Origin of the sequence: Paraburkholderia strydomiana, assembly GCF_046030495.1 — a bacterium.
Taxonomy (GTDB): Bacteria; Pseudomonadota; Gammaproteobacteria; order Burkholderiales; family Burkholderiaceae; genus Paraburkholderia; species Paraburkholderia strydomiana_A.
The window spans coordinates 227,755-242,381 of the sequence record NZ_JAQQCJ010000003.1 but is presented as its reverse complement, the minus strand read 5'-3'; the positions used below and the strand labels follow the sequence as shown (position 1 = coordinate 242,381).

The following is a 14,627-nucleotide window of genomic DNA, read 5'->3' as shown; positions in this document are numbered from 1 at the left end:
CCGGCAATGGGCCTGCTCGCGCGTCAGCCGCGCCAGCCCGGCGTGCGTTTTTCGAGGAACGACGCGACGCCTTCGCGGCCTTCCGCGCCGGCACGCGTGCGCGCGATGCGCGCCGCCGTGTCTTCGATCATCGCATCGTTCAACTCGTGGCCCGCGATGTCCTGCACGAGCTGCTTGCAGGCGCGCACCGCTTGCGGCCCATTCGCGCAGAGCGTGTCGGCGATCTGGGCAACGGTGGCGTCGAGCTGCCCCGCTTCGACCGCTTCGCTGACGAAGCCGAGGCGCAGCGCGGTCGCACAATCGAAGGCCTCGGCAGTGACGAAATAGCGGCGCGAGGCCTGCTCGCCCAACGCGCGGATCACGTACGGCGCGATGGTCGCGGGAATCAGACCGAGCCGCGCTTCCGACAGGCAAAAACGCGCGCTCTGCACCGCCACCACGATGTCGCACGCCGCGATCAGGCCCATGCCGCCCGCGTACGCGTCGCCGTTCACCCGCGCGATGACCGGCTTGTTGCAGCGATACACCGACTGCAGCATGTTCGCGAGCAGCATCGCATCGGCGCGGTTCTCGTCGTCCGAGTAACCGGCCATCTTCTTCATCCAGTTCAGATCGGCGCCCGCACAGAACGCCTTGCCGTTCGCGGCGAGCACGACCGCACGCACGTCGTCGCGCGTGTTCAATGCCGTGAAGGCCGAGGTCACTTCGGCGATCATCGTCTCGTTGAACGCATTGCGCACGTCCGGGCGATTCAACGTGACCGTGGCGACCTGTCCGGCCAATTGCACATTCAGTGTTTCGTATTGCATCGTCGCAGCTCCCGCGCTTCGTCGCGCATCGTCACATTCTGAACACGCCGAAACGCGTGTCTTCGATCGGCGCGTTCATCGCGGCCGACAGGCCAAGGCCGAGCACGTCGCGCGTTTGCGCCGGGTCGATCACGCCGTCGTCCCATAGACGCGCGCTCGCGTAGTACGGGTGGCCCTGATGTTCGTACTGGTCGCGAATCGGCTGCTTGAACGCTTCCTCCTCTTCGGCACTCCACGCGCCGCCCTTGCCTTCGATGCCGTCGCGCTTGACCGTCGCCAGCACCGACGCCGCCTGCTCGCCGCCCATCACCGAGATGCGCGCGTTCGGCCACATCCACAGGAAACGCGGCGAATACGCGCGCCCGCACATGCCGTAGTTGCCCGCGCCGAACGAGCCGCCGATGATCACCGTGAACTTCGGCACCTTGGCGGTCGCGACCGCCGTCACCATCTTCGCGCCGTTACGCGCGATGCCTTCGTTTTCGTACTTGCGGCCCACCATGAAGCCGGTGATGTTCTGCAGGAACACCAGCGGAATCTTGCGCTGGCAGCACAGTTCGATGAAGTGCGCGCCCTTTAAGGCCGACTCCGAAAACAGAATGCCGTTGTTCGCGATGATGCCGACCGGATGCCCCCAGATATGCGCGAAGCCGGTGACGAGCGTGGTGCCGTAGCGCGCCTTGAACTCGTCGAACGCGGAGTCGTCGACGATGCGCGCGATCACCTCGCGGATATCGAAGGGCTTACGCGTATCGACGGGAATCACGCCGTACATGCTCTTCACGTCGTAGCGCGGCGGCTTCGGTTCCTGCAACGCGAGCGGCGTGGGTTTCGTGCGATTCAGATTGCCGACGATGCTGCGCGCAATCCCCAGTGCGTGCGCATCGTTTTGCGCGAGATGATCGACCACGCCCGACAAACGGGTATGCACGTCGCCGCCGCCGAGATCTTCAGCGCTCACCACTTCGCCCGTCGCCGCTTTCACGAGCGGCGGGCCGCCGAGAAAAATGGTGCCCTGATTCTTCACGATGATCGACTCGTCGCTCATCGCCGGCACATACGCGCCGCCCGCCGTGCACGAGCCCATCACGACGGCGATCTGCGGAATGCCCGCCGCCGACAGATTCGCCTGGTTGTAGAAGATGCGGCCGAAGTGATCGCGATCGGGGAATACGTCGTCCTGATTCGGCAGATTCGCGCCGCCCGAGTCGACCAGATACACGCAGGGCAAATGATTTTCCGCGGCGATCTCCTGGGCCCGTACGTGCTTCTTCACGGTGACCGGATAGTAGGTGCCGCCCTTGACCGTCGCGTCGTTGCAGACAATCACGCACTCCTGCCCCGCGATTCTGCCGATGCCCGTAATCACACCCGCGCCGGGCGCGTCGTTGTGATACATGTTGTACGCGGCGAGTTGCGAGAACTCGAGAAACGGCGTGCCGGGATCGAGGAGCTTCTCGATGCGGTCCCGCGGCAACAGTTTGCCGCGCCCCGTATGTTTGTCGCGTGCGGCCTGGCCGCCGCCTAGCGCGAGCCTGGCGACCTTCGCGCGCAGATCGGCGACCAGCGCTTCGAGCGCCGCCGCGTTGGCGCGAAAGTCGTCCGAGCGCGGATTCAGCCTGGATTCGATGATCGGCATGAAGTAGCTTCTCCTTTTTGCCGCTTTTTATAGGGGCCGGGCGTTCGGCGCGCCACGTCAAGGCGCGCCATCGTGTGATGGACATGCGCCGCGCGATTCTTCGCACGACGCAACGCCATCACCGCACGTCAGACCGTTTCGGCAAACAGCTCGCGGCCGATCAGCATGCGGCGGATCTCGCTCGTGCCCGCGCCGATTTCATAGAGCTTCGCATCGCGCCACAAGCGCCCGACCGGATACTCGTTGATATAGCCATTGCCGCCGAGAATCTGGATCGCCTCGCCCGCCATCCACGTGGCTTTTTCCGCGGTATAGAGAATCACGCCTGCGCAGTCCTTGCGCACCTGGCGCACATGCTCGTTGCCGAGCGTGTCGAGTTGACGGCCCACGGCGTACAGATAAGCACGGCACGCCTGCAGCGTGGTGTAGAGATCGGCCACCTTGCCCTGAATCAGCTGGAACTCGCCGATCGACTGGCCGAACTGCTTGCGGTCGTGGATATACGGCACCACCGCGTCCATCACCGCGACCATGATGCCGGTCGGGCCGCCCGCGAGCACCGCACGTTCGTAATCGAGGCCGCTCATCAGCACCTTCACGCCGCCGTTCAGCTGGCCAAGAATATTTTCTTCCGGCACCTCGACGTTCTCGAACACCAGTTCACCGGTGTGCGAGCCGCGCATGCCGAGCTTGTCGAGCTTCTGCGCCACCGAAAAGCCCTTCATGCCCTTCTCGACGATAAACGCGGTAATGCCGCGCGAATTCGCTTCGGGATCGGTCTTCGCATAGACCACCAGCGTGTCGCAATCCGGCCCATTGGTGATCCACATCTTCGTGCCGTTGAGCACGTAGCGGTCACCCTTCTTCTCGGCGCGCAGCTTCATGCTGACCACGTCCGAGCCCGCGTTCGGCTCGCTCATGGCAAGTGCGCCGACGTGTTCGCCGGAGACCAGCTTGGGCAGGTATTTCTGCTTTTGCGCGTCGGTGCCGTTGCGGTGAATCTGGTTCACGCACAGATTCGAATGCGCGCCATACGAAAGGCCGACTGAAGCCGACGCGCGCGAGATCTCCTCCATCGCGATCATGTGCGCGGTATAGCCCATGTTCGCGCCGCCGTATTCCTCCGACACCGTCATGCCGAGCACGCCGAGATCACCGAACTTGCGCCACAGGTCCATCGGGAACTGGTCCGTGCGATCGATTTCCGCGGCGCGCGGGGCGATTTCCTTGGCGGCGAATCCCGCGATGCTGTCGCGCAGCATTTCGATTTCTTCGCCGAGCGGGAATTGCAAACCGGGCAGGTTGTGCATTGCTGTGTCTCCAGAGTTCGTTGGCGACCGGTCGCCCTCATGGGGCGCCGGCAGGTCCGGGCGCGGGTCGGGCGCAGCGTGGCGGAGGTTCGCGGCCTGCCGGGCCGCTGCCATGCTGCGCGAGGCGCGCTAGCTTCAACGCGCATTTCACGCCAGATTGACGTAAGCGTCAATAGGTATTTTTGAGTGTTACTCAGAAAATGCTCCAGGAGGCTCCGCACGCCATCTTCCGTGATAGGATCGCCGTCATCAGGCGTCAAACGCCTATCCACCGGCTCGATCGGAGCCGTAAATCTGAACTCGACTCATATGACGGTTGCCGTGAAGGCCGAACTACCCGTGTCGCGCCGCCAGCCGGCTGGACGCAAATCGCAACAACGCGTGAAGGAGATTCTTCAGGCGGGGCGCGACGTGTTCTCCGAAAAGGGCTACGAACGTGCGACGACCGCGGAGATCGCGCAGCGTCTCGGCATTTCAGAGGCGACCGTGTTCAGCTATTTCCGCGGCAAGCGCGAGCTGTGCGCGCGCGTGATCGGCGACTGGTACGACGAGATCATCGAGGCGATCGAGTCCGGCTTGCCGCGCGACGGCAACGTGCGCCAGCAATTCGCTTTCATCGTGCGCACGCATTTGCGGCTGATGCTGGTGAACGGCACCGATCTGTGCGCGCTGGTGCTCTCCGAGGGCCGCGCGCGTCATCACGAATTGAGCGAGGCGCTGACCGAACTGCAGCGCCGCTACACCGCGCCGTTGATGCGCGTGCTGGCGCAGGGCCAGGAGAGCGGGCAGATTCGCGCCGACATGCCGCTGCGTCTATTACGCTCGATGGTATTCGGGCCGATGGAGCACGTGCTGTGGGACGCCACGCTGACGAATCGGCAGATCGATATCGACGCGACCGCGGATCAACTGATCGACGTGTTGTGGAGCGCGCTCACGCCGCCGGACCTGGCGGTCAGCGCATTGCAGCAGTTCAGGATGGAAGTGGCGGAGGCGAACCGGCGCTTCGAAGAAGCGGCGCTTGCACGACGTTCGCCGACTACACCGCGTGACGCATAGCGCACGGTCAATGCGCCGTTTCTCCGCGAAGGGGATTCTCCACGTCTGTGCGCCGGGCAAAAAGAAGCTTAATCTACTGCTTCCCCGGCCGTGCCCAGAAGGAGAATCCAGGTGGCTGAAGCAAAAAGCGTAGCGAGCACAAAGCGCGCGAAACCCACGAAGCCCGCGAACATTCGCATCGGCATCGGCGGCTGGACCTATGCGCCGTGGCGCGGGCCGTTCTACCCGGACGGCCTCACGCAAGCCCGCGAACTCGAATACGCGAGCCGCAATCTCACGTCGATTGAAATCAACGGCACGTTTTACGGTCTTCAGAAGCCGGCGAGCTATGAGAAGTGGTATCAGGAAACGCCGGACGATTTCGTCTTTTCGCTGAAGGCCCCGCGCTACGCGACCAACAGAAAAGTGCTGGCGGACGCGGGCGAAACGATCGAACGCTTCTTCGCGAGCGGCGTGCTGCTGCTCAAACAGAAACTCGGTCCGATCAACTGGCAATTCGCGCCGACCAAGAAATTCGATCACGAAGACTTCGAAGCGTTTCTGAAACTATTGCCCGCCAGTATCGAAGGCCAGAAACTCAGGCACGCGATCGAAGTGCGCAACGACACGTTCAAATCGCCGGAATTCATCGCGCTCGCGAGGAAGTACAAGGTCGCGGTCGTGCTCGCCGGCGACAGCGATTACCCGCAAATCGCCGACCTCACCGCGCCGTTCGTGTACGCCCGCATCATGGGCACGACCGACAGGCAGGCCAAAGGCTATTCGGCGAAAGCGCTCGACGCATGGGCCGACCGCGCGCGCCAGCTTGCCGCCGGCACCACACCGGCGGACCTGGAGACCTGCGCCGAGCCGCCGGCCAAAGCGGCCGAGCGCGATGTCTACCTGTACGTGATCAGCGGCTTCAAGGAGCGCAATCCGGCCGCCGCGATGGCGCTGATCGGCAAGCTCTGATCCGCCGCAGTCCCGGCTGCGGCAGGCGGGTGTCATAATCGCGCCAGCGGATCAACGCAAACGCAATACAAACAACCTAACCTCAGCGCAGAGTCCACGCGAAACCGGCGTGCAGGCACGCGCACATTCAGGCGGCTACGCCGCCTCATCATCCAGGCCCCGGGAGAATATTTTGAGCGCCATCGACAATCCTTTGCACGATCAGGAAGTCGGCTCGGCCGACGCCACCCAGGACACCACGCGCATCGACGACGTTCGGATCGGCGCGGTACGTCCGTTGATTTCCCCTGCGCTGTTGCAGGACGAACTGCCGGTGCCGCCCGCCGTGCAGACGCTCGTCGAAAAAACGCGCGTGGAAATCGCCGACATTCTGCATGGCCGCGACGACCGGCTCGTGCTCATCGTCGGCCCATGCTCGATTCACGACCACGATCAGGCAATCGAATACGCCCGCAAGCTCAAGGCCGCAGCCGACACCTACAAGGACGATCTGCTGATCGTGATGCGCGTGTACTTCGAGAAGCCACGCACCACGGTCGGCTGGAAAGGCTATATCAATGACCCGCGTCTGGACGGCAGCTTCCGCATCAACGAAGGCCTGCGTCTCGCGCGGCAACTGCTGCTCGACATCAATGGTCTGGGCCTCGCCACCGCGACCGAGTTTCTCGACCTGCTCAGTCCGCAATACATCGCCGATCTGATCGCATGGGGCGCCATCGGCGCGCGCACGACGGAGAGCCAGAGTCATCGGCAACTGGCGTCGGGGTTGAGCTGCCCGATCGGCTTCAAGAACGGCACCGACGGCGGCGTGCAGATCGCCGCGGACGCGATCGTCGCGGCGCGCGCGAGCCACGCGTTCATGGGCATGACGAAAATGGGCATGGCCGCGATCTTCGAAACGCGCGGCAACGACGACGCACACGTGATCCTGCGCGGCGGCAAGAAAGGCCCGAACTACGACAGCGCGTCGGTGGAGGCGACCTGCGCGGCGCTCAAGTCAGCGGGTTTGCGCGAGCAGGTGATGATCGATTGCTCGCACGCGAACTCGGGCAAATCGCATTTGCGCCAACTGGAAGTGGTGCAGGATCTGGCGCAGCAACTCACGCAGCGTGAGCGCCGCATTATCGGCGTCATGCTGGAGAGTCATCTGGAAGAAGGCCGTCAGGATCTGAAGGCCGGTGTGCCGCTGCGTTACGGCGTATCGATTACGGATGCCTGCGTGAGCTGGGCGCAAACCGAGCCGGTGCTCGACACCCTCGCCGACGCCACCCGCAAGCGTCGTGCGGCGGGTTAAGCCGCGAGTCGAACGCGAGTCGCTATTTACCGCGACTCAGGCACACGCGCCGCACCAGCCGCCGATCAGTCCAGCTTGACGGGCGTTGGGCAGCGCGTGATTCTTCACGCCCGATACATGGCTCGCCGCACGCGTCCATGCATGGCAGCGCGCACGCGGATGCTCCGGCGTGAAGCGCGTTGCATTACGACGCGTTGACGGCTTCCTTGAACGCCTTGCCGGCGGTGAACTTCACCGTCTTGGCTGCCGCGATCTGGATCTCGGCACCCGTCGACGGATTGCGGCCCACGCGTGCTGCGCGCGCGCCGGTCGAGAAAGAACCGAAACCGACCAGTTGCACCGTATCGCCGCTGACAACCGCTTTGGTCACCGCTTCGACGATTGCGTCGATGGTTTGGCCGGTGGCCGCTTTGCTTTCGCCCGTCGCTGCGGCGACTGCATCAATCAGTTCCTGTTTGTTCATAGCACTTCCCGTATGGTAATCATGGAACCGGCGCCACATCTGTTGCGCCGGGACCGACACACTAACGCATAGGCGCGCATTCGCGCAAACCTTCGTGTAAGGCTTGTATCACCCGCCCAGAGCCAATTTGACGATTTTTCGTTGCAAAGTGCCATAAGAATCGCGCGCTTACGCGCTTCCAGCGCTTTGCGCGCTTCGGCGGCGCATCACAATCCGTTGCAATTTCAGTACTTTAGCGGCCCCAAAACGGCCACCAGCACGCATTCTTACCGTGTTAGGGTGGATCGCCGAGATTCGGCGCGGGGCGCGCGATGCCCCGAGCAATTTAAAAATTCGGGAGGAAATAAAAATGATGTTTCGCCATATTGCAACAGGCGTGCTGATTGCCATGCTGTCGTGCGCCGCCTCGGCCGCCGACGATAACGGCTGCGCCACGCTCGTCGGCGCAACCGGTTCGGCAACACCCGAAGGCTTCAAAATGCGCGACGGCGAACCCGTCGATCTGGTCAGCGGCGCGAAAACGGTCCATGGCAAGCTGCTGATCTTCGGCGACAGCGGGGCCTTCCGCGCCTACTGGCAACCCGAAAAAAGCGCGGAAAAATACGTGCTGGCCAATGCGGGCGTGAATGCGGTGCGTCTCGTATCGACCCCGCCGCAAGGCACGCCGGCCACGAACGGCGAACCCGGCACGGACGTCCCCCCTCAACGCGTGCTATCGTGCCCGACGTTGTGAATAGGTAAAAACGCCAGGCGCGGCACGCGGCGCGGCATAAATGACTCGCCATCAAAGGCCTGCCAGGTCGGACTTACCGCTCGCTCGACGGCCCATTTATTTCCTTCCGATAGCCTATCAAGCTCGTCCCTGTATTGCCGATATACAAAGCTGCGTACGCGACGCAAACGTTAAAAAGGAAGGGAATGGGCCGGTTAGCCAGATGGAGGGAAGCGCGCTGGGTCACGGAAAGCGACCCAGCGCTCGCGTGCTCGCAGCTTCAGGCGTTCAGCCGTCAAATCCCGCTCCTCTATTTCATCCTGCTCGTCAACACGATGGCCGTTGCGGTTACGCATTGGCACAGTGCGCCGGCATGGTTGTCCCTCTACTTGCCCGCCGTGTTGTGCACGTTGTGCATTGTCCGTTGCATACGCTGGTGGCACGTCCGGCATCGCGTACTCACCGGCGACACGGCAGAGGCCGAGCTGCGCCAACTGACCTGGCTCGCCGCCCTGTTCGGCGTCGCGTTCAGCGCCTGGTCGCTTCTGCTGTTTCCGTATGGCACCGCGTTCGAGCAGGCGCAGGTCGCGTTCTACATGGCGACCACGCTGGTCGGCTGCGTGTTTTGCCTGATGCATCTGCGCACGGCCGCCCTACTGCTGCTTTCCATCGTCATCCTAAGCTTTTCCACCTTCCTCGTGTTCACGGGATATCCGGTGTTCATCGCGATGGCGATCGACATGACGCTGGTGGGCGTCGCGCTCGCGGTCATCATCCAGCTCTATTACAGGACCTTCAGCGACGTGGTGCATGCGCAGCGTGAACTGCAGGCGAGCCAGCAGAAAACCCAGCGGCTCAGCGACGATAACTTCCGTCTCGCGAGCATCGACAGTCTGACCGACCTGCCCAACCGGCGCAGCTTCTTCGCGTCGTTGCGCGCGATGGCGGAACAGTCGCTCGCCACGGGCAGCGGCTTCAATGTCGGACTGATCGATCTGGACGGCTTCAAACAGGTCAACGACGTCTACGGCCACGCGAGCGGCGACCTCGTGCTCCAGGAAGTCGGTTCGCGGCTGCTCGCGCAAGCGGAGCCGGGCCTCTTCTTCGCGCGCCTCGGCGGCGATGAATTCGGCGTCCTCGCACAGCAGAGGCTATCGGACGAAGCGCTCGTCGAGCTGGGCCAGCGCATCTGCGAAGCGCTCAGCACACCGTATCGCGTGGCGGGCAATATCGCCGAGCTGTCGGGAACGATCGGCTGGGCCGCGTTTCCCGAAGCCGGCAAGACCGTCGCACAGGTATTCGAACGCGCCGACGCCGCGTTGTACTTCGGCAAGGAAAGCCGCCGCGGCAAGCCGGTGATTTTCTCGACGGAGCACGAAACGCGCATCCGGCGTTCGAGCCTCGTGACCCAGGAACTGCGCCATGCCGATCTCGAAGCGGAGCTGTTTCTGGAATTCCAGCCGATCTACGATCTGCTCACGCGCCGCCCGATCGGTCTGGAAGCGCTCGGGCGCTGGCATAACGCACGGCTCGGCGCCGTCAGGCCGGAAGAGTTCATCCGGATTGCCGAGCGCACGGAACTGATTCTGCACATTACCGAGGTGCTGCTGCACAAAGCACTCGACGAAGCTTCGCGCTGGCCATGCGATCTGTTTCTCTCGTTCAACCTGTCCGCGGTGGACATCTCGACGTCGGCGCGCGCGCGTCGTCTGATCGATATCGTGGCGGCGAGCGGCGTGCCGCCGCAGCGGGTCTCGTTCGAAATCACGGAGACCGCCGTGACGCGCGATTTCGAGCAGGCGCGCAGCTCGCTCACGATGATCAAACAGGCCGGCTGCCGTGTATCGCTCGACGACTTCGGCACCGGCTATTCGAGCCTGAGCTACGTGCATCGGCTGCCGTTCGATACGATCAAGATCGACCGCAGCTTCGTGATCGACGTGGACTCGAACAGCGCGTCGAAGAAGATCGTCAAGTCGGTGCTCGACCTGTGCCGCAACCTCGGGCTCGAATGCGTGGTGGAAGGACTCGAAACGGCGTCGCAGGCCGAAGTCGTGCAGGCGCTCGGCGCGCGCGCGGTGCAAGGCTATCTGTTCAGCCGGCCGATGCGCGCGTGCGCCGTTGCCGCGTATCTGCAAGCGGCGCCGGGGCAGGCTTACGCGCCGGACGCGCAGCGCTAGTCCGGCCCACGTCCATACCCCGCGATATCCCGCGATATCGCGCGCAATGGCAGCAAGACACGGCGCGACGACGCGGCCGCCGCCCGCTTAACGCGGCACGCCCGGATAGTCGAGCCGGGGATACCAGTCGGTGCCGCGCCCGCCAGGCGTCATGTCGAGCAGGGTCCACAGCGGCATCGGATCCGGTGCGCCACGCGGGTCCTGGCCCGGGTCCGCCGACGCCGGCCCCATCTCCTCGGCCCAGAAATGCCGCGCCGTGCCGTTTGAACGCGTGAACACGTTCAACGCCGGATAGTCGTCGCCGGCGGGATCTTCGGCCGCGTAATCGCGGTTGAACGTGTTGCCGCCCGACGAGTACAGCCGCAGATACCGCCAGCCCCGCTCCTTCTTGAACGCGACGAGCTTTTCGATCGGCGAGCGGCCGATCACCGCGAACGCCACGCGTTGCAGGATGTCGGGCATTTCGCCGTCGTAGGCGCTCAGCAGCGACGTGCACATCGGACAGGGCCGCGCACGCTGCGGGCCGTACATCCAGTTGTAGGTGATGAGCGTGTCGTGCTCGCCGAACATCTCCGACAGCGTCACCGGGCCCGCTTCGCCGTCGAATCGATAGTCCTCGGGCACGACGCCGCCAGGCGGCAGCGCGCGGCGCTGCACCGCCACCCGTTCGATATGGCGGCGCAATTCGATTTCCTCGGCCAGCAGGTCGTTGCGCGCGCGGCGATAGTCGGCGCTCTCGCCGGGAAAACGCGGCGGCTGCCCCGCCAGTTCCCGCGCCGGCTTGAGCGTTTGCGCGGATGTGTCTACGTCAGTCATCAGCCATCTCCTTGTGCGGAAAAGGGATGGAGGGCGCTTATCGTCGCTCCTGTCGCCCTCCATATGGTCACGACGATCGGGGTCGTCGCAAATCGACATTCATGGCGAAAAAATCGTCCGACGTTGGCCACGGCATCCGACCACCCCGCCACGGTGGCCGTAATCGAAACCACGCGGCAAGGTATGCTTTTGCGAAACAGCACGCGCGCGTGAAACGCGGCGCAAGCCAGAGCCACCGTCACCGCGCGCCGTCCTTGGGGATGCAACATGCCGCTTCGTCTGCCACCTCTGCCCGCGCTTCGTTTCTTCGAAGCGGCCGGCAGGCATCAAAGTTTCAAGCTCGCCGCCGCGGAACTGAACGTCACGCCGAGCGCGGTCAGTCACGGCATCGTCGGCCTGGAGCAGGCACTCGGCGTCGAGCTGTTCGTGCGCGAGCCGCGCGGCATTTCGCTGACGGCGACCGGCGCCGATTACCTGTCCTACGTTGCCGAAGCGTTTTCGCTGATCGCCATCGGCACGCAGCGTCTGCCGAACCATCGCGCGGATCGCCCGATCGCGTTGAGCTGCGCGCCGACTTTCGCGTCGCGCTGGCTGGTGCCGCGTCTCGCGGGTTTTCGCGAGCGCTGGCCGAAGGTGAACGTGAGCGTCGACACATCGCACCGTCAGGTCGGCTTTCCGGTCGACGGCTTCGATTTCGCGATTCGCCTGAGCCGGTCTCCGGTCGCGGGCGCCGCGTGGACGCGCCTGTTCGGCGAACGCTTCGTACCGGTGTGCAGCCCCGTTTATCTGGAGAGTCTGCGCGACGATGGCGGCAACATCAGGCTCGAACACGCGACGCTGATTCACGTGAACGCCGCGAGCGAAGACTGGCAGGCGTGGTTCGATGCGACCGGTGCCAACGGCATCGACCCCACCGGCGGCCTGCGCGTCGACACGATCCAGCTCGCGTTCGAGGCGGCCGCCATGGGCCTCGGTGTCGCGCTCGGCAGAAGGCCGCTGGTCGACAGCGATCTCGGGAGCGGCGCGCTCGTCGAAGCTTCTTCCGACACGATCGATTCGGCCGGCGCGTACTGGCTCGTGAGCGCGGAAAACGCGGACCGCCGGCCGGAACTGTACGACTTCAAGCGCTGGCTCATCGGCGAGGCCGGGCAGTTCGGCGCGACCGCCGACGCCGAGGGTCCGGATTCGGGAAACGCATCGAGTTGAATCCGAATCTCACGTAACGCCCCACAGGTGAGCCACGCTCACCTGTCGAAGAAATCTTTTCTTTTGCCGCTTCCGACGCTCACTGCGACCATGGTGTCCAAGGAGATCAGAACCATGTCGAGCGCCAACAGCAAACGCTTCGCCCCCGTCTTCAACCCGACGACGCTCGTGATCCTCGCCGGCGCGCTGATCCTGAGCGCGGCGATGGGCATCCGCCAAACCTTCGGGCTTTTCATCGGTCCGTTTTCGTTCGACCGCGGCTTGCCGGTCACGCAGATCGCGTTCGCCATCGCGCTGCACAATCTCGTGTGGGGCTTCGCGCAACCGTTCGCGGGCGCCGCCGCCGACCGCTACGGCTCGGCGCCGGTGGTCGCGTTCGGCGCCACGACCTTCGCGGCCGGTCTCGGGCTCGCGGCCGTGGCGCCGAACAGCGCGCTGTTGATCGTCGGCATGGGACTGCTGGTCGGCATCGGCGTGAGTTGCACCACGTTCGGCGTCGTGTTGCCGGCGGTCGGCCGCATTGCGACGCCGGAAAAGCGCAGCATGGCCATGGGGCTGGTGAGCGCGGGCGGCTCGGCGGGACAGGTGCTGATGATTCCGCTCGTGCAAGGCATCCGGCTGAGTTCGGGCGTCGCCACGTCGCTGTTCGTGCTGGCCTTCCTGATGCTGTCGATCGCCCCGCTCGGCATCCTGCTCGACCGCCGCGCGCGAGTCGGCACGCCGGTCCAGGAAGCGCCTGCCGCGCCGCTGCGCGAGGTGCTCGCGCTGGCGACCCGGCATCGCGGCTACCGGCTGCTGACCCTCGGCTTTTTTACGTGCGGGTTCCAGCTTGCGTTCATCGCGACGCATCTGCCCGAGTATCTGTCGCTCTGTCATATGCCGCTCGGGCTCGGCGCCACCGCGCTCGCGTTGATCGGCCTGTTCAACATGGCGGGCAGTTGGGCGTGCGGCTGGCTCGGCGGCCGGTTCCGGCAGCAGCACGTGCTCGGCTGGCTCTACCTGATTCGCAGCATGACGATCGGTGCGTTCTTCGTGTTGCCGAAAAGCACCGCGTCCGTGGTGATTTTCGCGGCCGTGATGGGGTTGACCTGGCTCGGCACCGTGCCGCTCACGAGCGGGCTGGTTGCGAAAGTGTTCGGCACGCGCCACCTCGGCAGCCTGTTCGGCGTGTGCTTTCTGAGCCATCAGATCGGCTCGTTTCTCGGTGCGTGGCTAGGCGGGCTGGTGTTCGATCTGACGGGGTCGTATTCGCTGCTGTGGGAAGCGACGGTCGTCGCCGGGCTCGCCGCCGCGATGCTGCACTTTCCGATCGACGACACCACGGTGAACAAGCCCGCGCTTCGGCGCGAACCGGTGCGTGCCTGAGTGGGCCTGGTTCAGCGCCTGTATTCAATCTGGACACCGAAACAAATCATTGCGGTTATTTTTTCGGCTTGTGCGAACCCTCTTTCGGCACGCGCCCCATCAGATAGAACTCATCGTTCGGGCGCATCGATATGACGTTGGCCATCCGGTTCGACAGACCGAAAAACGCGGTAATCGCCGCGATATCCCAGATGTCTTCATCGCTAAAGCCGTGCTCGCGCAGCGCTTTAAAATCGGCGTCGCCGACCGTGCCGGATTCGCGGCACACCTTCAGCGCGAAGTCGAGCATTGCCTTCTGCCGCGCGGTGAGATCCGCTTTGCGATGATTGACGGCGACCTGATCGGCAAGCAACGGCGCCTTTTCGTAGATGCGCAAAATCGCGCCATGCGCGACCACGCAATAGAGGCATTCGTTCACGGCGCTCGTGGCGACCACGACCATCTCGCGCTCGCCCTTGGTAAGGCCGCCCTCCTTCAGCATCAGCGCGTCGTGATAGGCGAAGAACGCGCGGAATTCGTCCGGGCGATGGGCGAGCGTCAGAAATACATTCGGCACGAAGCCGGCTTTCTCCTGCACTTCGAGGATGCGGGCGCGGATGTCGTCCGGCCATTCGCCCGGCTGCGGCACGGGGTAGCGGCTAATCGGTTGAGCTTTTGTCATGCGGTGTCTCCGTTATATCTCTATGTGCACGACGACGATTGTAGCAACCGTCAGCCCAGCAGCCGCGCGCTCGACAAGGTCCGATTTCGACGCCCGTATCGTCTAGACTTTCAGTCTCAGGGAGTGTGAGCCGAACCGCGAGCAGCGGCGGCGACCAGCACA

13 protein-coding genes are annotated in these 14,627 nt (G+C 64.1%); 7 read left to right on the top strand and 6 right to left on the bottom strand.

Annotation, left to right across the window (positions count from 1 at the left end):
- Positions 1-23: 23 nt before the first annotated feature.
- The 3 genes from PQQ53_RS06340 to PQQ53_RS06330 all read right to left on the bottom strand — a co-directional run bounded on the left by PQQ53_RS06340 (position 24) and on the right by PQQ53_RS06330 (position 3,758).
- Positions 24-809 carry an enoyl-CoA hydratase/isomerase family protein gene (locus tag PQQ53_RS06340; RefSeq protein ID WP_408138768.1) on the bottom strand — a complete coding sequence of 262 codons (786 nt, stop codon included), beginning with the start codon at positions 807-809 and terminating at the stop codon, positions 24-26.
- Between the two features lie 31 nt (positions 810-840).
- Positions 841-2,448: a carboxyl transferase domain-containing protein gene (locus PQQ53_RS06335; protein ID WP_408138770.1), complete on the bottom strand. Its 1,608-nt coding sequence runs from the start codon at positions 2,446-2,448 to the stop codon at positions 841-843.
- A gap of 128 nt (positions 2,449-2,576) precedes the next feature.
- On the bottom strand, positions 2,577-3,758 hold the full coding sequence (locus tag PQQ53_RS06330; RefSeq protein ID WP_168668902.1) for an isovaleryl-CoA dehydrogenase: 1,182 nt from the start codon (positions 3,756-3,758) through the stop codon (positions 2,577-2,579).
- Positions 3,759-4,067: 309 nt separating this feature from the next.
- Here PQQ53_RS06330 and PQQ53_RS06325 point away from each other — a divergent pair, with 309 nt between their 5' ends.
- The 3 genes from PQQ53_RS06325 (at position 4,068) to PQQ53_RS06315 (ending at position 7,062) form a co-directional block, all read left to right on the top strand.
- Positions 4,068-4,817, top strand: coding sequence for a TetR/AcrR family transcriptional regulator (locus tag PQQ53_RS06325; protein ID WP_408138774.1), 750 nt, complete (start codon positions 4,068-4,070; stop codon positions 4,815-4,817).
- A gap of 111 nt (positions 4,818-4,928) precedes the next feature.
- Entirely contained in the window at positions 4,929-5,768 is an 840-nt protein-coding gene (locus PQQ53_RS06320; RefSeq protein ID WP_408323470.1) for a DUF72 domain-containing protein, read from the top strand.
- A 172-nt stretch (positions 5,769-5,940) separates the two neighbouring features.
- The gene (locus tag PQQ53_RS06315; RefSeq protein WP_408323469.1) at positions 5,941-7,062 is read left to right on the top strand and encodes a 3-deoxy-7-phosphoheptulonate synthase; all 1,122 of its coding nucleotides are present in this window, start codon (positions 5,941-5,943) and stop codon (positions 7,060-7,062) included.
- Between the two features lie 184 nt (positions 7,063-7,246).
- Here the strand turns inward: PQQ53_RS06315 and PQQ53_RS06310 are convergent, their stop codons facing one another.
- Positions 7,247-7,525, bottom strand: a complete 279-nt coding sequence (locus PQQ53_RS06310) for an HU family DNA-binding protein (RefSeq protein WP_042324988.1) — start codon at positions 7,523-7,525, stop codon at positions 7,247-7,249.
- Positions 7,526-7,874: 349 nt separating this feature from the next.
- Here PQQ53_RS06310 and PQQ53_RS06305 point away from each other — a divergent pair, with 349 nt between their 5' ends.
- Both PQQ53_RS06305 and PQQ53_RS06300 read left to right on the top strand, forming a co-directional pair.
- Positions 7,875-8,258 (top strand): hypothetical protein, encoded by a 384-nt coding sequence (locus PQQ53_RS06305; RefSeq protein ID WP_408323468.1) that lies wholly within the window; start codon positions 7,875-7,877, stop codon positions 8,256-8,258.
- A gap of 185 nt (positions 8,259-8,443) precedes the next feature.
- A complete protein-coding gene (locus PQQ53_RS06300) occupies positions 8,444-10,417 on the top strand; it encodes a putative bifunctional diguanylate cyclase/phosphodiesterase (RefSeq protein ID WP_408323467.1) in 1,974 nt (657 codons plus the stop codon).
- Positions 10,418-10,504: 87 nt separating this feature from the next.
- Here the strand turns inward: PQQ53_RS06300 and PQQ53_RS06295 are convergent, their stop codons facing one another.
- Positions 10,505-11,233, bottom strand: coding sequence for a DUF899 family protein (locus tag PQQ53_RS06295; protein WP_408323466.1), 729 nt, complete (start codon positions 11,231-11,233; stop codon positions 10,505-10,507).
- A gap of 267 nt (positions 11,234-11,500) precedes the next feature.
- On the opposite strand from PQQ53_RS06295, the gene PQQ53_RS06290 reads away from it, so the two are divergent.
- Positions 11,501-12,439, top strand: a complete 939-nt coding sequence (locus tag PQQ53_RS06290) for a LysR substrate-binding domain-containing protein (RefSeq protein ID WP_408138787.1) — start codon at positions 11,501-11,503, stop codon at positions 12,437-12,439.
- Positions 12,440-12,553: 114 nt separating this feature from the next.
- Positions 12,554-13,804, top strand: a complete 1,251-nt coding sequence (locus PQQ53_RS06285) for an MFS transporter (RefSeq protein ID WP_408323465.1) — start codon at positions 12,554-12,556, stop codon at positions 13,802-13,804.
- A 55-nt stretch (positions 13,805-13,859) separates the two neighbouring features.
- Here PQQ53_RS06285 and PQQ53_RS06280 read toward each other — a convergent pair whose 3' ends face one another.
- Positions 13,860-14,465 (bottom strand): peroxidase-related enzyme, encoded by a 606-nt coding sequence (locus tag PQQ53_RS06280; protein WP_408323464.1) that lies wholly within the window; start codon positions 14,463-14,465, stop codon positions 13,860-13,862.
- Positions 14,466-14,627 lie beyond the last annotated feature (162 nt).